Consider the following 18,427-nt stretch of genomic DNA (forward strand, 5'->3'; position numbering starts at 1 on the left):
CACTTTTGCTCTACAATTGACTAGCGGCAAGACCTGCTGCTAAATCTTCAATAATGTCATCACTGTCTTCGATACCAACCGAAATACGGACTAATGATTGGGTAATACCTGCTTCAAGTTGCGCAGCGAGTTCCATCCCGGCATGTGTCATCGTTGATGGGTGGCTAATTAAACTTTCAACGCCGCCAAGTGATTGAGCTAAAGTAAATAAGGTTAAATTAGCAAACAGTTTTTTCACTGCTTCTTCGCCACCCTGCACTTCAAAGCTCATCATGGCACCAAAATCATATTGTTGTCTTTTAGCAATTTCATGACCTGGATGATCGGAAAAACCTGGATAATAGACTGCTTTAACCGCCGCATGGGCTTTTAAAAATTGAGCTACTGCGTTGGCATTTTCTTGATGTTGCCTCATACGAATAGGCAAAGTTTTAAGACCACGTAACGCCAAGTAACTATCAAAAGGAGAGCCGGTAATGCCAATACAATTAGCCCACCATGCAAGCTCTTCTCCTAACGCTTTATCTTTCGTGACTAACACGCCACCAACGACATCACTATGGCCATTGATATATTTGGTGGTTGAGTGGAAAACAATATCAGCGCCTAACAACAATGGTTGCTGTAATGCCGGTGATAAAAAGGTGTTATCAACGGCAACCAATGCGCCAACTTGATGACAAGCTTTGGTGATTTTTTCAATATCCACTAAACGCAATAAAGGATTACTAGGGCTTTCTAATAACACTAATTTAGGTTTTTGTTGTAACGCTTCGTTTAATGCTTGCTCATCATTTTGATCAACAACAATTAAATTAAATTGTCCACGTTTAGCTAAATGGGTAAATAGACGATAACTACCGCCATAACAATCATGAGGGATCACCACAGTGTCATCTGTAGATAAAAGCTGACAAATCAAATGCACACTTGCCATGCCTGTGCTGGTGACTATGCCAACACTGCCTTGTTCTAATTCAGCAATCGCTTGCGCAAATGTTGCTCTTGTCGGATTACCCGTACGAGAATAATCAAACTGTCGCTTCTCATTAAAACCTTTCAGGGCATAGGTACTCGACAAATGAATAGCAGGAATAACAGCACCATGATGCTCGTCAGAGTTAATACCTGCTCGTACTGCAATCGTTGCAATTTTTTTATCGTTCATATGACTCTCAGTGAAATATTTGCTGCAATAAAACCAAATAGACTTTTGGACGTCCAAAAGTCTAAATCTTTTAAATTGGCGGGTCAAGAACTTTAGACATCTAAACTTCTACACATTCGTTATTGACTCGACGGTAACAACCAGTAAAATCTATTTAAAACTATAAGATGAATAGTTTATCTGTTTTCAGCGTAAATTAAGCATAAAACTCATAATAAAAGTAACCAGAGGTAATTCATGGCAAAGTGGAATGGCGAATATATCAACCCATATGCCGAACACGGTAAAAAAAGTGAACAAGTAAAAAAAATTACCGTTTCTATCCCCTTAAGAGTTCTCAAAGTATTGACGGATGAACGTACAAGACGTCAAGTAAATAATCTTCGTCATGCAACCAATAGTGAATTATTATGCGAAGCGTTTTTACATGCCTTTACCGGGCAACCATTACCTGATGATATCGACTTAGCAAAAGACAATGTTGAGAAGCTACCAGCCAGTGTTCGTAAAGCACTAGAAGAACAAGGTGTCACAGATTTTAGCCAATTTGAAATAGAAGATGACTAATCGCTAGTCTAATTTATTACTCACGAGCACTCGTGATAAAACAACAAAAGCTCAAATACATTATTTATTTGAGCTTTTTCATTTAAGGACGGTTAGCTATTCATATAATCTTCAGGTAATTCTAACGCTGCAACCCCAGAATCAACTGCTGCTTGAGCAACCGCTTTTGCCACTCTCGCACACAAACGCGAATCCATCGGTTTAGGGATAATGTATTCCTTACCAAAGGTTAATGTACTTTCACAACTGGCATCTAAAACATCCTGAGGCACAGCTTCTTTTGCTAATTCACGAATGGCATGAACACAAGCGACTTTCATTTCGTCGTTAATAGTCCTTGCTCTCACATCTAAAGCGCCACGAAAAATAAACGGGAAACAAAGTACATTATTCACTTGGTTAGGATAATCAGAACGACCCGTTGCCATAATGATATCATCACGCGTGGCATGGGCTAATTCAGGTTTGATTTCAGGGTCTGGATTTGAACAAGCAAAGATTACGGGTTTAGGTGCCATTAATTTCACATGTTCTGCCGATAAAACATTAGGGCCAGAAACACCAACAAACACATCAGCACCATCAATAACATCTTCTAAAGTACGTTTGTCGGTATTGTTAGCAAATAATCGTTTATATTCATTTAAATCATCACGACGGGTATGGATAACACCTTTAGTATCTAACATGTAAATTTTTTCACGTTGCGCGCCGCATTTAATAAGAAGCTCCATACAAGCAATCGCAGCCGCACCCGCGCCCATACAAATAATATTTGCATGTTTAATGTTTTTCCCTTGAATCTCAAGCGCATTGATCATACCTGCCGCAGTAACAATGGCTGTACCATGCTGATCATCATGAAAAACCGGGATTTTACAACGCTCGATTAACGCCTTTTCAATTTCAAAACACTCTGGCGCTTTGATATCTTCAAGGTTTATCCCGCCAAAACTATCGGCAATGTTTGCCACAGTTGAGACAAACTCTTCGACGGTTTTATGCTTTACTTCTAGATCAAATGAATTGATATTGGCAAAACGTTTGAACAATAATGCTTTACCTTCCATCACAGGTTTTGATGCCATGCCACCTAAATTACCTAAACCTAAAATCGCGGTACCATTGGTAATAACAGCAACAGTATTGCCTTTACCAGTATATTTATAAACATCATCTGGGTTATCAGCGATTGCTCTTACAGGCTCTGCGACTCCAGGGCTATAAGCAAGAGAGAGGTCCAGGCTAGTTTCGGCAGCCGTTGTAAGTTCTACACTTATTTTTCCAGGCGTTGGAAATTGGTGATAATCAAGTGCCTGTTGGCGTAAATCAGTCATTATTGGTAGTCCCAGTGCGTTATATATTAATATATTATAGATTATTGTTTTTTTAGTTCATTTTCTTTTACATAATATTGCATTATTTACCCTGAACTCAAGCTAAATTTATGTGGTAATACCTCTATAGCCTAGATAAACACTACCACTAATATAAGAAATTACACATTACTTGGATAAATATTCACTATTACATTCAAGGCATATCACTAGATTTTCATTTTCTTCTTCGAGGATTTTTGCTTTATCCGCTCGGATTAGCGCTATTTCATTGACGTTAGCGATATTCATACTTTGATGATCAAACAAACGTCAGAGTATAAAATGATTTTCACGGCAGGTAATCAAGGCTACTGCTTTCAACAAATTGGCTATATCGCTCGATAAAAAGATATAAAAAAAGCCACTTTAAAAGTGGCCTTTAAAAACAATCAACGCGTAAAACTCTATTCGCTAAATGGATTAACCAAAATGATAGTTTCGTTACGGTCTGGGCCTGTTGAAATTAGGTCAATCGGCACACCTGTTACTTCTTCAATACGTTTAATATAGGCAATAGCATTAGCAGGTAATTGCTCAATTGAAGTTGCACCGTAGGTTTTTTCAGACCAACCTGGCATAGATTCATAAACCGGAGTGATTTCTTCATAACCTTCCGCTGCGGTTGGCGGAACAGTAATGATTTCACCTGATTTAGTTTGATATCCAGTACAAATTTTCAATTCTTCTAAACCATCTAAAACATCAAGTTTAGTTAAACAAAAACCTGTCACGCTGTTGACTTGAGTAGCACGATGCATAGCAACCGCATCAAACCAACCACAACGACGTTCACGACCTGTAGTTGCACCAAACTCATGGCCAACTGTGCCTAAATGATTACCAATTTCGTCATCTAATTCTGTTGGGAATGGGCCAGAGCCAACACGAGTGGTGTAAGCTTTGGTGATACCTAATACGTAATCAATATTACAAGGTCCAAATCCACAACCTGTTGAAACACCACCGGCAGTAGTATTTGAAGAAGTTACATAAGGGTAAGTACCGTGGTCGATATCAAGTAACGTACCTTGCGCACCTTCAAACATAATTTTTTCGCCAGCAATACGAGCTTGATCAAGCAATTCCGCAATGTCAGCAACCATACTAATAATCACTTCGCGTACCGCTAATACATCAGCAAGCACTTGTTCATAATTAACTGGCTCTGCTTTGTAATAGTTCACTAAAGCAAAGTTATGGTATTCCATAATTTCTTTTAATTTTGACGCAAATGTTTCTGCATTAAATAAGTCGCCAACACGTAAACCACGACGAGCAACTTTATCTTCATAAGCGGGACCAATACCACGACCGGTCGTACCGATAGCCTTGCTACCACGTGCAGCTTCACGAGCTGCATCAAGCGCATTATGATAAGGAAGAATTAATGGACAAGCATCACTGATCAACAAACGTTCGCGAACGGGAACACCACGCTCTTCCAACATTTTCATTTCAGTCATTAATGCTTTCGGACAAAGTACAACACCATTACCAATTAAGCATTTTACGTTCTCACGTAACACTCCTGACGGTATTAGATGTAAAACAGTTTTTTCACCGTTAATAACAAGTGTATGACCGGCGTTATGGCCACCTTGATAGCGTACTACGTACTTAGCTGTATCAGTCAGTAAGTCGACTACTTTACCTTTGCCTTCGTCACCCCATTGGGTGCCAAGAACTACGACGTTTTTACCCATGTTCACATATTGGTAAGAAAATTAGGCGGGGATTCTATCAAATTATAATAATGAGTCCAAGCTATTCTTGTTGGATTTTAATACGATTTGAAAATATCAAATAAAGAGAATAACTTAGTTAAACAGCATTAGATTATAATTATCGCATTCATTAAATGTTAATGTAGTAACCAAAGAATTATCAATCCAATTACTATGATTGTGATCCCTATTGATCGAATCGATTGTGGAGTTTCTTCAGCTAATTTTAATACATAGGCGCGCCATTTATTTGGAAATAATGCCGGAATCAATCCTTCTATAATCAATGCTATCGCTAATGCTGTGACTAATAATTCGATAGTCATCTATGGCTCCTTAGTCTTGAATTACTGACATAAAAAAACCATGACAATGTCATGGTTTTCTGTTTTTAAATCATCACGATTATTCTTTTACTTTGGCACTATTTTTTAAATAGTGAAAGAAGTCGTTATCTGGTTTAACAACCAAAATATCATTTTTGCTGCTAAAGCTTTTTTCATAAGCCTCAAGACTTCGATAAAAGCTAAAGAACTCAGCATCTTTCTTATACGTGTCAGCATACACTTTTGCTGCTAAGGCATCGCCTTCACCACGAATTTCAAATGCTTCTTTTTGTGCTGTTGCTAACATAACCGTTACTTTCGCATCAATGGTTGCACGAATAATTTCAGACTGTTCTTGACCTTTAGATCTGTGCTCTTTTGCTACAGCAGTTCGTTCAGCACGCATACGGTCATAAATAGAAGCACTAACTTCTGTTGGTAAATTAATCGCTTTAATACGCACATCAATCACTTCAATACCTAAATCTTCACGACTACTTGCTGCGCTTTCTAGCGCTTTTGCCATGATATCATCACGATCACCAGAAACAATTTCTTTAATCGTTCGAGTACCAAATTCCGTTCTTAAACCGTTATTCACTTTTTGCTTCAATAATGCACGTGCATTTTCAATGGAGCCTGACGTACGTAAATAATAGGTAGAAAAATCAACAATGCGCCATTTAACAAAAGAGTCGACCATTAAATCTTTTTTCTCAGAAGTTACAAAACGATCTGGCGCTTCATCTAATGTTTGAATACGTGCATCAATTTTTTTAACATTTTCAATAAACGGTATTTTAAACTGTAATCCTGGTTCAAAAACGATCATGTTACCAGTTTCTGCATCTCGTTTAATTTTCGAGAATTGAAATACTATGCCGCGTTGACCTTCAAAAACAACAAACACTGATGAAACAACTAAGACAAATAAAGCAGCGATTATCGCAATCATAAAGTTTTTCATTGCTTAATTTCTCCCGTTATTAAAACGGTCTGAACGACCTGAGCTTGAAGGTGCTGAATTAACTGTATTACCTGATGTGTTCACACTTTGTGAAGCATTAGGAATTATTCTATTAGTTTGATTCTGTTGTTGCATAATTTTATCAAGTGGTAAATACATCATATTATTACCGCCATCGACATCAACCATCACTTTACTCGTGTTGCTATACACTTTTTCCATGGTAGCTAAATACAAGCGTTGACGAGTAACTTCTGGCGCGGCTTGATACTCAGGTAAAAGCTTTTCAAATTTAGCCACTTCACCTTGCGCATCTAAAACAGTTTGCTCTCTATACGCAATAGCTTCTTGCTCCATACGCTTAACACGGCCACGCGCTCTAGGTTCAATACCTTTGGCATATGCTTCAGCTTCACGTAAAAAGCGTACTTCATCTTCTTGCGCAGCTATCGCATCATCAAATGCGTCTTTCACTTCTTCAGGAGGACGAGCATCTTTAAAGTTAACATCAACAACTATTAACCCAAGATTATAAGGCTCGATGATATCGTTTAGCTCAGCCCAAACATCTTGTCTAACTTGTTCACGACCACTGGTTAAAATATCATCCATTTTTGCGTGACCAACAACATAACGTAACGCACTATCAAGCGACTGACTTAAACTATCATCAGCATTAGTCACACTAAAAACATAATTTCGAGGGTCAACAACACGATATTGGATCTGCATTTCAACGCGCACAACATTCTCATCTCGTGTCAGCATAAAACCTGCTGCAGGTAAATCGCGTGTGGTTTGAATATCAACAGGGATAATGCGATCGATAAAGGTCCATTTCCAACGTAAACCCGGCTCTACCGTGCCTGAATATTGACCAAAACGTAACACTATGCCTTGCTCAGCTTCTTTTATCGTGTAAAAGCCACTGAATGCGTAAACTAGCACAGCAACAATTAACGCTAAGCCAATACCTACAGAAGAAAAGCTTTTTCCTGAGCCGCCGCCAGAAGACTTACCACCAAAAATTCCGCCAACTTTGTTGCCTAAATCTTTTAATAAATCATCTAAGTCTGGTGGACCTTGATTTTTGCCACCTTTATTTTTCCAGGGATCTTTATCGTCTTTCCCCGGTTCATTCCAAGCCATGCTGCTCTCCGCTATCTAATCTAAAATGTAGAAATTGACATAATAAGTCAAAAATAATTTTGAGCCTAATATATCAGTCTGTTAACTTTCGATAAAGCTTTCAATTACCGCTTCATCTTTTTTTACTAAACGATTCCACTCTCTCGCGGGAAGTTTTACCTTTAAAAGGCAATTGCCTTGTTCATCATACTGCTCATCAGCAATACAATTTAATTGATAAAATGTCCCTCTAAATTTTCCATATTGAGGTGGGATCTTTAAGCTATGTTTTACAATTTGTTTGCCTAGTCGTTCGGCTAGCGCTACAAATAACAACTCAATTCCAATACCTTGTTGTGCTGACAGCCACACCCTAATTGGCAAGCCTGTTTCATCACGGTCAATACGTGGTTCAATATCCTCTAATTTATCAATTTTATTGCAAATCAGTAATTGAGGAACATCACCCGCATCAATTTCTTTCAACACCTCTTGGACTTGCTCAATATTTTCACTACGTCGTTCATCAGCAATATCAATAACATGTAATAATAATTCTGCTTCTCGAGTTTCAGTTAATGTTGCTTTAAAAGCCGCTACTAAGTCATGGGGCAAATGACGAATAAAACCAACTGTATCGGCTAAAATTGCCCGTCCTACGTCTTCAACTTCAATCCGTCTTAATGTTGGGTCAAGCGTCGCAAACAATTGATCAGCCGCATAAACTTTTGCTTTGGTTATACAATTAAATAAAGTTGATTTTCCCGCATTGGTATAACCGACTAACGAAATGGTCGGTAACTCTGCTCTTTCACGCGCTCTTCGGCCTTGTTGGCGTTGCTTTTCAACTTTTTCTAAACGTTTACGAATATTCACCATACGCTCACGCAGTAACCGTCTATCGGTTTCAAGTTGTGTTTCACCCGGTCCTCTAAGACCTATACCACCTTTTTGTCTTTCAAGATGCGTCCAGCCGCGAATAAGGCGAGTACTAATATGGCGTAATTGCGCTAATTCTACTTGTAATTTACCTTCATGTGTACGCGCACGCTGCGCAAAAATATCTAATATCAATGTCGTGCGATCAACGACACGACACTCACAAAGTGCTTCAATATTTTTTTCTTGTGAAGGAGATAAACTGTGATTGAATAAAATCACATTCGCATCAAGTAACTTAACTTCATCAGCGATTTCTTGTGCTTTTCCACTTCCGACAAAGAATTTACTGTGCGGTGTGTTGCGTTTACCTGTGATCACAGATAAAGATTCAATACCCGCAGAATCTACAAGCATTTCAAATTCTTGTAAATCTTCGCGTGCATTTTCATCTGGAAAATCTAAATGAACAAGTATCGCTTGCTCACCTGCTTGGTACCTATCAAACAAATGAGCAAATCCTAACAATACCAGTTAAGAACATTACTCTTGAGAATCCATTGATTGGTTAAAACCTGCTTGAGGTGGTTGTGGAGCTGTATTCACTGCACGTGCAGGTACAACCGTAGAAATAGCATGTTTATAAACCATTTGACTGACGGTATTTTTTAACAAAATAACGAATTGATCAAATGACTCTACTTGTCCTTGTAGTTTAATGCCATTAACTAAGTATATTGCTACTGGAATGCGATCACGACGTAAAGCATTCAAAAATGGGTCTTGTAAAGATTGCCCCTTTGCCATTATTTGGCCCCTTTTTTATTGTTAGTGAATATTAAGTAAATCATTGCTGCTTTATTTTATAATTGTATTCAATTAACTATCTAATAAATCTAATTATACATCAATGTTTAAAGTTTGCTTACTGCTGTCAAAATTTGTTGTAAATTATCTTTACTTTCCATATTAAGCCATTGCAAATTTGGCCAATTTCTTAACCAAGTTAGCTGCCTTTTCGCTAATTGTCTGGTAGCACAAATCCCTTTAAATATCATTTCATCATGATCAAACTCACCATGAAGATGTTGCCACATTTGACGATAGCCTACACAACGAATTGAAGGCAGATTTTCATGTAAATCTTGCCTTGCTATTAGTTTAACGACCTCTTGCTCAAAACCTTGAGCAATCATTTGCTCATATCGTAAAGCAATGCGGTCATGTAAAACACTTCGCTCTTTTGGTGCAATAGCGAATTGTAAAACATCACCCAAGAGTTTCTCACCTTTTATCGCCGTTAATTGTGACAAAGTGTTACCAGTTATTCGATAAACTTCTAACGCCCGAGTGATTCTTTGCGGATCATTAGGGTGAATTCTTTGTCCAGCTTCAGGATCAACCTCGGCTAAAGTTTGATGAACAGCATGCCAACTCGTTGCCTTTGCTTCTGCCTCAATCCCTTTCCTGATCTCATTATCTGCTTGTGGCAGTGGCGATATACCTTCAATTAAGCTTTTAAAGTACATCATAGTGCCGCCAACCAATAATGGAATACGACCTTTGGCTCTAATTTCAGCGATTTCTCTCAACGCATCTTGACAAAAGTCAGCCGCTGAATAACTTTCGCTCGCATCTCGAATATTAATTAAACGATGCGGGTACTTTGCTAATTCCTCAGTCGTTGGCTTAGCCGTACCTATGTCCATATCACGATAAACAAGCGCAGAATCAACACTAATAATGTCGCAAGGTAGCTGTTCAAAAAGCTCAAACGCTAAAGCTGTTTTGCCAGATGCCGTTGGGCCCATTAAACAAATAACCGGTGGTTGCTTGGCCATTTCTGTCGCTTTGTTACTCTCTAAAGATGACATAGTTAATCACTTCAACTTTTCTATTGATGATGTAAGGTCGATTGTTGTTGAATTCAAGGCCAATTCTTGATTAATTGTTTGTGGGCACAAATGAGTAAGCTGAAGGTAAAGTGCTTGTAGGCTATTTTCGTCAAACGACTCACAGGTCAATAATTGGATAAAACTATTCTGCCATACTTCAACAGAAGCTAATTCCTGTTTATCCACCATAAATAAATGCTTTATAAACAACGAAAAACTTTGACTGACATCTTTTTCACGAAGCATAGCCGGATATTGTCTAATTTGAATAGCGTTTTGTCCAAGTCGATGAATTACCATACCAAAGGCATTAAACATGTCGTTATGACTTTCAATAAAATCAATTTCCGCTTTTGATAAGTTCAACTTAATGGGTAACAACAAGGGCTGACTTGTTAATCCTTGAGGCCATTGTTTAGTAATATTCAGTAAATTAATTCTCGCCGCTAGCTTTTCTAGCGAAAGTAATCGAGGTGTTCCTTCTGCAACATAAAGAGCAAAACTTGGTGCGACAAACTGTAAAGCTATTTTCGGCAAAACAGAGTTATCTTGATGTTCGCTGTTTTTTGCCTCTTGTTCAGCTAAAGGCTGCATTAACCGCTGATAGGCTTGGCTGGCCAATTCAAGATTTTGCGCTTTCCCTTTATATGCTGCTGGCGATGTTATATGAGACGAGTATTGATTAGATGATGGCCGATTGCCATTGCCTTGATACGCTAATGGTTTTACATACTCTTGTACTTGCTCACTAGCAGTATTGACGGCTGCATTATGCTGATTATGCAAATATTCAACGGGAGGGACGTGCTGCTCAGCACTTTGTGATAACGAATATCCATGACAGTTTTCCGCCTCATCAGTCCCTTCGTGTTCATATTGAGGGAGCTGCAGTGCATTCATTAAAGCTTGATGACAAACAGAATAAATAAAATCATGTACATATCGTCCTTGATGAAACCTCACCTCGTGCTTTGCTGGATGAACATTAACATCCACATCACGCACATCAAGCGTTAAAAATAAAACAAAAGCGGGATAAGTGTTGTCTGGTAACATGTCATGATAGGACTGACGAATCGCATGATTTATCAGTTTATCTCTCATCATACGACCATTGACATAGCTATAGCACAAATCATTTTGCTTGCGATTGAATTGTGGATTAGCAATCCAGCCGGTTAAGCTTAACCCATCGTGCTGGCAATCAACCTGTAAGGCATTATCGATAAAGGCTTGACCACAAACTTGTGCAACTCGTTTTGCTTGCTGACTTGCCGTTGTCGCTAACCGATATTGTCGTACGACTTTCTGGTTATGAGTTAAAGTAAATGCGACATCAAACCGTGCTAACGCAATACGTTTAATCACTTCTTCAATATGAGAAAATTCGGTTTTTTCAGTACGCATAAACTTTCGTCGGGCTGGCGTATTAAAAAACAAATCCAAAACATCTATGGTTGTGCCGTCTGAATGTGCGGCAGGATTAATTGCCACATCCATATCTCGACCTTGTGCACACGCTTGCCAGGCACTGTCTTGCTCATGTGGTTTTGATGTTAACGTTAATCGTGCAACTGAACTAATACTCGCTAATGCTTCACCGCGAAAACCTAATGAATTAATGCCTTCTAAATCATTAAGGTTCTTAATTTTACTCGTTGCATGGCGACTGAGAGCTAAAATTAATTCGTCTTTAACGATGCCTTTACCGTTATCACTAATTCGAATACGTTTTGCACCGCCTTTTTCGATATCAATTTTTATCGAAGTTGCACCAGCATCTAAACTATTTTCAACCAGTTCTTTAACAACAGATGCGGGACGTTCAACAACTTCACCTGCGGCAATTTGGTTCGCAAGCTGAGCGGGGAGGATTTCAATGGTCATAACAAGCTTAATAAGACCTTAGTCTGCACGAGGAATTTTCAATGTTTGTCCAATTCGAACGACATTAGAGTTTAAATTATTGACGGCCTTTAATTTACCTACCGTCACATTATAACGATGCGCTACTACCGAAAGCGACTCGCCGCGCGAAACTTTATGTTTTTTATAGCTAACTGACGCGTAGTAAGTACCGTCGGGAGCATTGTTAGCAAAATAATTATCGACTGAATTAAAAATAGCGTTGGCTAGTTTTTGTTGATGTGCCGAAGAGTTTAAGTTTTTCTCTTCTCGAGGATTGGAAATAAAACCCGTTTCAATTAACACCGATGGAATATCTGAAGATTTTAAAACCGCTAAACTCAAACCTTCTGGCTTTTTCTTATGAAGTTTAGTTACCTTTTTCAATTGCGAGATTACATGTTCGGCAAATTCGTAACTACTCGCCATGGTATATTCTTTTTTCATGTCCGCTAAAGTAATTGCTAAATTTTTGTCTTTTGTCTTTTTAATAGTATCGCCTGCACCGCCTAATAGCTCTGACTCTTTCTGACGATTTGCTATCCAACGGGTAAATTCAGAGTTTGCCCGTCTCGTCGACTGAACTAAAACCGATGCCCCATGCGGCTTTGATGAGGTAAAAGCATCCGCGTGTATTGAAATTAATAAATCCGCTTTATGCTTTCTTGCTAAGGTAGTTTTGCGATTATGGTTTACATAATAATCACCGGTTCTGATCATCGCTGATTTTAAGCCTTTTTGTTTATCGATTAAGGCCGCTAATTTTTTCGCAATGTTCAACGTGACATGTTTTTCATAGGTACCTTTTGCGCCAATAGAGCCAGGGTCTTCACCACCATGACCAGCAACTATGGCAACAACAATGTCGCGTTTATCATTTTTTTTAGCTGTTTGAACACTTTGAGTTACACGGTCTTGATCAAATAAATCAATCACTAAACGATTACCATATTGCCCTGCTGGTGCGAGTGGAAAAACATTGAGGTTATATTTATCCCGCAATTCTAAAACTAACCGTGTCGAGGTTTTATTTTTGGCTTTTGAAGTACGAATGGTGGTAATTCTTTTATCATTTTTAGCCAGCGCTTGAAGATTGACTAAATTTTGAGTGGCTTGAAAGTCAATCACAAGGCGTTGGGGATTTGACAAGCTGAAGTAACTGTAATCGGGTGTTTTCTTTAAATCAAAGACTAAACGGGTGTTTTCTGGTGCTGGCCATACACGAATACCATCAATACTATTATTAGCTGGCGCAGCATAAATCGATTTTCCCAAAACCAAGTAAAGAAAAATTAACGCACTTAAATATCGACTTATAACGCCACGCGTCATTTGGTTTAACCTCTTATTCAATCGAATCAATGTTTGAACGCTCAAGCGCTAATAGCAGGTTTTTACCTAGCGTATTATGCGATTGAAATTCAACTAATCTTTGCTCACCTTGATAGGCCATATTAATGGTAATATCCGCATTAGCCAATAGACCATTGCCTTTTTCTGGCCATTCAATAAAACAACAACAATTTTCATTAAAATAATCACGAATTCCCATAAACTCTAGTTCTTCAGGATCTGCAAGTCGATAAAGATCAAAGTGATAAACTTGCCAGTTTACTAAATCGTAGGGCTCAACTAAGGTATAAGTAGGGCTTTTTACATGGCCAACATGCCCCATACCTTGAACAAAGCCACGAGTTATCGTGGTTTTTCCTGCGCCTAAATCACCATTTAAATAGACCACAATCCCTTGATTAAGTTCGCTTTTCACAATTTTTGCGATTTGTTTTCCCATAGCCACGGTTGCCTGTTCATCAACGAGTGAAAAACTACAACGGTGAGTGGTTAGATTATTATTCATGAAAATGAAAAAGTACCTTAATTGATAAGTAGTTGAATCTCAGGAAATAAGTCACTTGCAAGTAGACCTATTTTACCTTGTTTAGTTGCAATAATATCTGCAGAACGACCATGAATAAATACCGCCAAGCGTGCCGCATCTACAGGAGTTAATGATTGCATGATTAACGCCGAGATTATACCTGATAAAACATCTCCCATGCCACCAGTAGCCATTCCAGAGTTGCCACTGGTATTTATCCAAACAGTTTTTCCATCAGAAATTAAGCTACCAGCCCCTTTTAAAATACAAATACCACCATATTGTTGCGAAATGTTTCTAACGGCTTTAAATCGATCTTTTTCAATATCGGCTACAGTGCACTGTAATAACGCCGCAGCTTCTCCTGGGTGCGGCGTTAATACCCAATCATCTTTGTATTGAAAGTTTTTCGCTAATAAATGCAAAGCGTCAGCGTCAATAACACAATTTTTTTCACTTGCCATCACTTGATTAAATAATGCGACGGACCAAGTATTATTTCCTAATCCAGGGCCACATAACAACACCTTGGCTTTTTGATAAAACTGACTCTTTATTAATTGATCGCTGTCATCAGGTGCCAACATTAATTCAGGACGGCCATTAAGCACGATAGAATAATTCTCTTGATGACAACAAACAGCAACTAATGCCGCGCCTGAGCGAAGTGCAGACTCACTTGATAGACGGATAGCCCCAGGCATTCCTTTATTGCCGCCCACCGTTAATAACAAGCCAATATCTCCTTTATGAGACGAGGCATGTCGTTGTGGTTTTTCTGGAATATTATTCTGTCCTTGTATCTCAACTGAAGAATCTACTGCTTGTTGAAACTGTGCTCCAATCCCTAAATCAGCTAAATATAATTGCCCAACATATTGAGCAGCCATTCCTGTTAATAGCCCTTGTTTGCAGACGATAAAAGTGACAGTAACGTCGGCAATCATTGCCGTTGTTGCTACATAGCCGGTAGTGGCATCAACACCCGATGGAATATCAACACTGATCACGGTTGCTTGATAAGCATTTACGGCATGAATTATGTCGATATAGTGCGGAGGTAACTTTCCTTTAAAGCCTATCCCAAATAAAGCATCGACAACCAAATCAAAATCATTTTCTTGTAAAAACCGAGTGGTTAATTGAAGTTCGCTTTGAAAAATAATAGTCGCATTGGTGTTGAGTAACAGATCAAACGCAGCTTTTGACTCCGCCACTAAACTGTCTTTATCTGTAGTTAAGTAAACAGTCGCATGAATTCCCAACTCTTGGGCCAGTCGAGCAATCACAAAACCATCACCACCATTATTTCCTTTACCACAGAGGACGAAAATCTTACTAACATGCGGATAATTTTCTTGCATAAACCGAAAACACGCATGCCCCGCTCTTTCCATGAGAGCAACCAAAGCAATCTGCTGGCTTAACGATATTTCAGCTTCATTGTCTAGTACTTGTGTCGCGGTATACGCTCTTTGTGGTAAACTTTCTGCCAAGGTTTTCACTAACATTTTACACTCACTATTGATGACGGCTGCCACTATCAACTATCAAGAATTAACGCAAAAAATCAAGCTTTGGGGAAAAGAACTTGGTTTTTCTCAAGTGGGCTTTAGTGATATCGATTTATCCTCCCATGAAAAAGCATTAACAACCTGGTTAGCCAAGAATTATCACGGTGATATGGATTATATGGCCAAACATGGTTTAATGCGTGCCAGAGCTGATAAGCTAGTGCCCAATACCATTCGTGTCATCAGTGCCCGAATGGATTATTTACCAAGTGACGCAAAATTTGCGCAAATTTTAAAAAATAAAAACAAAGCCTATATTAGCCGTTATGCCTTAGGACGTGATTATCATAAATTAATGAGAAAACGTTTGAAGCAACTCGGTGAAAAAATTGAACAGTATTGCCAACAATTTAATTTCCGTCCCTTTGTCGATTCAGCTCCTATTCTTGAGCGCCCATTAGCTGAAAAAGCTGGATTAGGTTGGGTAGGTAAACACTCTTTACTGATTAATGAACAAGCAGGGTCTTGGTTTTTTCTCGGCGAGTTGTTAGTAGATATTCCTTTACCGGTAACGACAAAAAGCGAAAACCAATGTGGAAGTTGTGTCTCCTGCATTAAAATTTGTCCTACACAAGCGATTGTCGAGCCTTATGTTGTTGACGCGCGTAAATGCATTTCTTATTTAACAATTGAGCTACGTGAATCGATCCCAGAGCAATACCGAAAAGCCATAGGTAATAGAGTTTATGGGTGTGATGATTGTCAATTAATCTGCCCTTGGAATAAATTTGCTCAACTTACAACTCAAGATGATTTTCAGCCAAGAGAAAATTTAGATAATACTGATTTATTAGCCCTGTTTTCATGGGATGAAGAAACCTTTTTAGCGAAAACCCAAGGCTCCGCGATTAGACGAATAGGGTTTGAATGTTGGCAACGAAATATTGCAGTAGGTCTTGGAAATGCAGATTATCACCCAGAAATTATCCGTAAGCTAGAAGACAAACTAGCATCAGCTACCGTCATGGTCGCTGAGCATATTAACTGGGCGCTGAGACAACAAAAGCATAAGCAGCAAGCACAGCAAAAAAACCTCCCTTTTGTCACCGAAAACGAAAGGCTGTCCGGGCGATTAATACGCTCTATAGAAAAAGGCTTACCAAGAGACGCATAAAATTATTACCCTGCTAAAAAGCGTGTATATAGCATTAGTTTCTAAAAAAACTTAGCCACTTTTCTTTAACTTGTTCAACCGCTTCCGCCGTTTTTCCTTCTAATCTTGACTGGTCAAATAAAGTAAGCGCCGCATCGGCATATTCTAAATATTGCTCCTCAAGATTATCTTCTTCTTTCATGGTAGTAAGAATTTTAAGTAAGCTAATCGAAAATTTAATACTGCTAGGAGCAAGTTGGATTGCTTGAATAACGGCTTCTAATGCCGGTTTATATCGTTTTTTCTGATAATGTTCCACAGCCATATCGTGTAACTGTTTCGGAGTAAAATGAATGTCAGCTCGCTCTTGTGTTTCTTGCTCAACATATTTATTCACCACCTGGCTGGTAAGCGACTCACCTGAAATTTGATTTTTTATCGATTCTAATAACAGCATTGCTTCTTCACGCATGCCGAGCTCATGATAGACTTTTACTTTATCTAAGTTATCTTCTATTAAAGCCGTTGGACGGATAGAAACCTGATTCTCAACTAAGCGTTTAGCTTTTTCTGCTTCATCTTGCGCATTTAATATTCTTGCTCGGGTCACGGTAATTTGCTCTTTAAACAAATGAGCATCATCATAATCACGCTCTAATTGTTTAATGTAATTTTCTGACTGTTTTAATAAAGCTTCCGCACTGCCATCAGTAATTGTACAAGCTAAATCGATGCCTGAACGAATAACATTTAAAATGATTTCAGGTGAGTCATGAATAGAGTTTTTCGCATTTTTTGCAATATTTCTTGTTGCTTCGTATTGACCATAATGATCATGGTTTAATCGTGCTAAATCCCATGATTTTTTATTCCGCTCAATATTTCGGGGCGATAAGGTGGCGGCTTTTCTAATTTCTTCATAAGCTAAATCATATTTTTCATGTTCAATATGATATTGCGCAAGCATATCATGTGTTGCAAAACGTGTTTCCGGCTTATTAGATAAAGTGGTTAACATATCATGAATTTCTTCAATGCGACCTTGTTTAAGTAATGATTTAACATAGCCGATATATACCCATGCGTGTTTATAAGTCGCTAATAAACCTTTAAAAAATACTTCGGCTTCTTTAAATTCAAGTAAATTTAACAGCGCTTCACCTTTCATGCGAAGAATATTGGCATGTAATGGAACAAGTTCTTTGTTTAATAAATGCCGATCAGCATAATAAATCACTTTAGAAAATTCACGCGCATCAATAGAGTGATATAAGTTGAACAACTTATTTTTAATTTTTAGCGTTTGTTTTAGCCGATCTTGTACTTTTTTAGGTTGAAGCGGCTTTACCCAAAAGTCATCAGGTTGCAGCTCAATAATAGAATTAACTAAAGATTCATTGGTTTCCGTACTCAAAAAAATTAGCACAGTGCTTTTCGTCACATAGCCTTTAAATTTAAGCTCTTCCAATAGATGAAAACCGTCTTTATCGCTTTCAACATTAAAAGAACAAACAATGACATGAAATTTCATTTCACCGCATAATTTAATACCAAAATAAGCATTTTGCGCACATCGCACTTCTCGAATACCAATATCATAAAGTGCTCTTTTCATTGTGTCGTGCACTAAGGTATTATCATCAATGACAAGTACGTTTAAATTACTATAATCATTGAAAAAATTTTTTACCGCTGCTTCCATTAAAACGAATCCACATTATTTCTTATTATATACACGATGATCACGACATACGGCTTTCGTGATCTATCTTCCTATTTGTACAGCTTACCAAAATAGCGAGTTTTTCTTGTTCGGTAAACGATTGCCAACCTATTATTTCATTTATATGGCGAAAACACCCCAAACACACATCTTTGTCATTCAAGCAACAATTGCGAACACAAGGACTTGTCGTGATATTTTTTTTACCAGTATTCATAAT

Annotated in this window: 17 protein-coding genes; 2 read left to right on the forward strand and 15 right to left on the reverse strand. The window is 38.3% G+C overall.

Annotated elements, in window-relative coordinates; all coding sequences use genetic code 11:
* Positions 1 to 10: 10 nt before the first annotated feature.
* On the reverse strand, positions 11 to 1,168 hold the full coding sequence (metB, locus tag ABXH06_RS07925; protein ID WP_353517860.1) for a cystathionine gamma-synthase: 1,158 nt from the start codon (positions 1,166 to 1,168) through the stop codon (positions 11 to 13).
* A gap of 237 nt (positions 1,169 to 1,405) precedes the next feature.
* Here metB and metJ point away from each other — a divergent pair, with 237 nt between their 5' ends.
* Positions 1,406 to 1,735 (forward strand): met regulon transcriptional regulator MetJ, encoded by a 330-nt coding sequence (metJ, locus tag ABXH06_RS07930; protein WP_311580566.1) that lies wholly within the window; start codon positions 1,406 to 1,408, stop codon positions 1,733 to 1,735.
* Between the two features lie 92 nt (positions 1,736 to 1,827).
* Here metJ and ABXH06_RS07935 read toward each other — a convergent pair whose 3' ends face one another.
* The 12 genes from ABXH06_RS07935 to ABXH06_RS07990 form a co-directional block, all read right to left on the reverse strand.
* Positions 1,828 to 3,072, reverse strand: a complete 1,245-nt coding sequence (locus ABXH06_RS07935; RefSeq protein ID WP_353517861.1) for a malic enzyme-like NAD(P)-binding protein — start codon at positions 3,070 to 3,072, stop codon at positions 1,828 to 1,830.
* Positions 3,073 to 3,518: 446 nt separating this feature from the next.
* Positions 3,519 to 4,817, reverse strand: coding sequence for an adenylosuccinate synthase (locus ABXH06_RS07940; RefSeq protein WP_311580572.1), 1,299 nt, complete (start codon positions 4,815 to 4,817; stop codon positions 3,519 to 3,521).
* A 158-nt stretch (positions 4,818 to 4,975) separates the two neighbouring features.
* The gene (locus tag ABXH06_RS07945) at positions 4,976 to 5,164 is read right to left on the reverse strand and encodes a DUF2065 domain-containing protein (RefSeq protein ID WP_311580575.1); all 189 of its coding nucleotides are present in this window, start codon (positions 5,162 to 5,164) and stop codon (positions 4,976 to 4,978) included.
* Positions 5,165 to 5,243: 79 nt separating this feature from the next.
* Positions 5,244 to 6,131: a protease modulator HflC gene (gene hflC, locus ABXH06_RS07950; protein WP_311580577.1), complete on the reverse strand. Its 888-nt coding sequence runs from the start codon at positions 6,129 to 6,131 to the stop codon at positions 5,244 to 5,246.
* 3 nt (positions 6,132 to 6,134) lie between these two features.
* Complete coding sequence (gene hflK / locus ABXH06_RS07955; protein WP_311580580.1) at positions 6,135 to 7,280, reverse strand: FtsH protease activity modulator HflK; 1,146 nt, start codon at positions 7,278 to 7,280, stop codon at positions 6,135 to 6,137.
* Positions 7,281 to 7,361: 81 nt separating this feature from the next.
* Positions 7,362 to 8,648, reverse strand: a complete 1,287-nt coding sequence (hflX, locus tag ABXH06_RS07960; RefSeq protein ID WP_353517862.1) for a ribosome rescue GTPase HflX — start codon at positions 8,646 to 8,648, stop codon at positions 7,362 to 7,364.
* A 33-nt stretch (positions 8,649 to 8,681) separates the two neighbouring features.
* The gene (gene hfq, locus ABXH06_RS07965) at positions 8,682 to 8,945 is read right to left on the reverse strand and encodes an RNA chaperone Hfq (RefSeq protein WP_311580586.1); all 264 of its coding nucleotides are present in this window, start codon (positions 8,943 to 8,945) and stop codon (positions 8,682 to 8,684) included.
* Positions 8,946 to 9,052: 107 nt separating this feature from the next.
* Positions 9,053 to 9,979 carry a tRNA (adenosine(37)-N6)-dimethylallyltransferase MiaA gene (gene miaA, locus ABXH06_RS07970; RefSeq protein WP_353517992.1) on the reverse strand — a complete coding sequence of 309 codons (927 nt, stop codon included), beginning with the start codon at positions 9,977 to 9,979 and terminating at the stop codon, positions 9,053 to 9,055.
* A gap of 39 nt (positions 9,980 to 10,018) precedes the next feature.
* Complete coding sequence (gene mutL, locus ABXH06_RS07975; protein ID WP_353517863.1) at positions 10,019 to 11,920, reverse strand: DNA mismatch repair endonuclease MutL; 1,902 nt, start codon at positions 11,918 to 11,920, stop codon at positions 10,019 to 10,021.
* A gap of 18 nt (positions 11,921 to 11,938) precedes the next feature.
* On the reverse strand, positions 11,939 to 13,270 hold the full coding sequence (locus tag ABXH06_RS07980) for an N-acetylmuramoyl-L-alanine amidase (protein ID WP_353517864.1): 1,332 nt from the start codon (positions 13,268 to 13,270) through the stop codon (positions 11,939 to 11,941).
* Between the two features lie 13 nt (positions 13,271 to 13,283).
* On the reverse strand, positions 13,284 to 13,796 hold the full coding sequence (tsaE, locus tag ABXH06_RS07985; RefSeq protein WP_311580595.1) for a tRNA (adenosine(37)-N6)-threonylcarbamoyltransferase complex ATPase subunit type 1 TsaE: 513 nt from the start codon (positions 13,794 to 13,796) through the stop codon (positions 13,284 to 13,286).
* A 17-nt stretch (positions 13,797 to 13,813) separates the two neighbouring features.
* On the reverse strand, positions 13,814 to 15,328 hold the full coding sequence (locus tag ABXH06_RS07990) for an NAD(P)H-hydrate dehydratase (protein ID WP_353517865.1): 1,515 nt from the start codon (positions 15,326 to 15,328) through the stop codon (positions 13,814 to 13,816).
* 16 nt (positions 15,329 to 15,344) lie between these two features.
* Here ABXH06_RS07990 and queG point away from each other — a divergent pair, with 16 nt between their 5' ends.
* Positions 15,345 to 16,505, forward strand: a complete 1,161-nt coding sequence (gene queG / locus ABXH06_RS07995) for a tRNA epoxyqueuosine(34) reductase QueG (protein ID WP_353517866.1) — start codon at positions 15,345 to 15,347, stop codon at positions 16,503 to 16,505.
* 34 nt (positions 16,506 to 16,539) lie between these two features.
* Here the strand turns inward: queG and ABXH06_RS08000 are convergent, their stop codons facing one another.
* Complete coding sequence (locus tag ABXH06_RS08000) at positions 16,540 to 18,186, reverse strand: response regulator (RefSeq protein WP_311580604.1); 1,647 nt, start codon at positions 18,184 to 18,186, stop codon at positions 16,540 to 16,542.
* Between the two features lie 40 nt (positions 18,187 to 18,226).
* Entirely contained in the window at positions 18,227 to 18,424 is a 198-nt protein-coding gene (locus ABXH06_RS08005; protein ID WP_353517867.1) for a DUF1289 domain-containing protein, read from the reverse strand.
* Positions 18,425 to 18,427 lie beyond the last annotated feature (3 nt).

The organism is Thalassotalea sp. SU-HH00458 (genome assembly GCF_040362795.1).
Classification (GTDB): domain Bacteria; phylum Pseudomonadota; class Gammaproteobacteria; order Enterobacterales; family Alteromonadaceae; genus Thalassotalea_H; species Thalassotalea_H castellviae.

Coding starts and splice junctions, on each gene's coding strand:
- hflC (WP_311580577.1), bottom strand. CDS start 6,131: ATGAAAAACTTTATGATTGCGATAATCGCTGCTTTATTTGTCTTAGTT.
- tsaE (WP_311580595.1), bottom strand. CDS start 13,796: ATGAATAATAATCTAACCACTCACCGTTGTAGTTTTTCACTCGTTGAT.
- ABXH06_RS07935 (WP_353517861.1), bottom strand. CDS start 3,072: ATGACTGATTTACGCCAACAGGCACTTGATTATCACCAATTTCCAACG.
- miaA (WP_353517992.1), bottom strand. CDS start 9,979: ATGGCCAAGCAACCACCGGTTATTTGTTTAATGGGCCCAACGGCATCT.
- ABXH06_RS07990 (WP_353517865.1), bottom strand. CDS start 15,328: ATGTTAGTGAAAACCTTGGCAGAAAGTTTACCACAAAGAGCGTATACC.
- mutL (WP_353517863.1), bottom strand. CDS start 11,920: ATGACCATTGAAATCCTCCCCGCTCAGCTTGCGAACCAAATTGCCGCA.
- metJ (WP_311580566.1), top strand. CDS start 1,406: ATGGCAAAGTGGAATGGCGAATATATCAACCCATATGCCGAACACGGT.
- ABXH06_RS08005 (WP_353517867.1), bottom strand. CDS start 18,424: ATGAATACTGGTAAAAAAAATATCACGACAAGTCCTTGTGTTCGCAAT.
- hfq (WP_311580586.1), bottom strand. CDS start 8,945: ATGGCAAAGGGGCAATCTTTACAAGACCCATTTTTGAATGCTTTACGT.
- ABXH06_RS08000 (WP_311580604.1), bottom strand. CDS start 18,186: ATGGAAGCAGCGGTAAAAAATTTTTTCAATGATTATAGTAATTTAAAC.
- ABXH06_RS07940 (WP_311580572.1), bottom strand. CDS start 4,817: ATGGGTAAAAACGTCGTAGTTCTTGGCACCCAATGGGGTGACGAAGGC.
- metB (WP_353517860.1), bottom strand. CDS start 1,168: ATGAACGATAAAAAAATTGCAACGATTGCAGTACGAGCAGGTATTAAC.
- ABXH06_RS07945 (WP_311580575.1), bottom strand. CDS start 5,164: ATGACTATCGAATTATTAGTCACAGCATTAGCGATAGCATTGATTATA.
- queG (WP_353517866.1), top strand. CDS start 15,345: ATGACGGCTGCCACTATCAACTATCAAGAATTAACGCAAAAAATCAAG.
- ABXH06_RS07980 (WP_353517864.1), bottom strand. CDS start 13,270: ATGACGCGTGGCGTTATAAGTCGATATTTAAGTGCGTTAATTTTTCTT.
- hflK (WP_311580580.1), bottom strand. CDS start 7,280: ATGGCTTGGAATGAACCGGGGAAAGACGATAAAGATCCCTGGAAAAAT.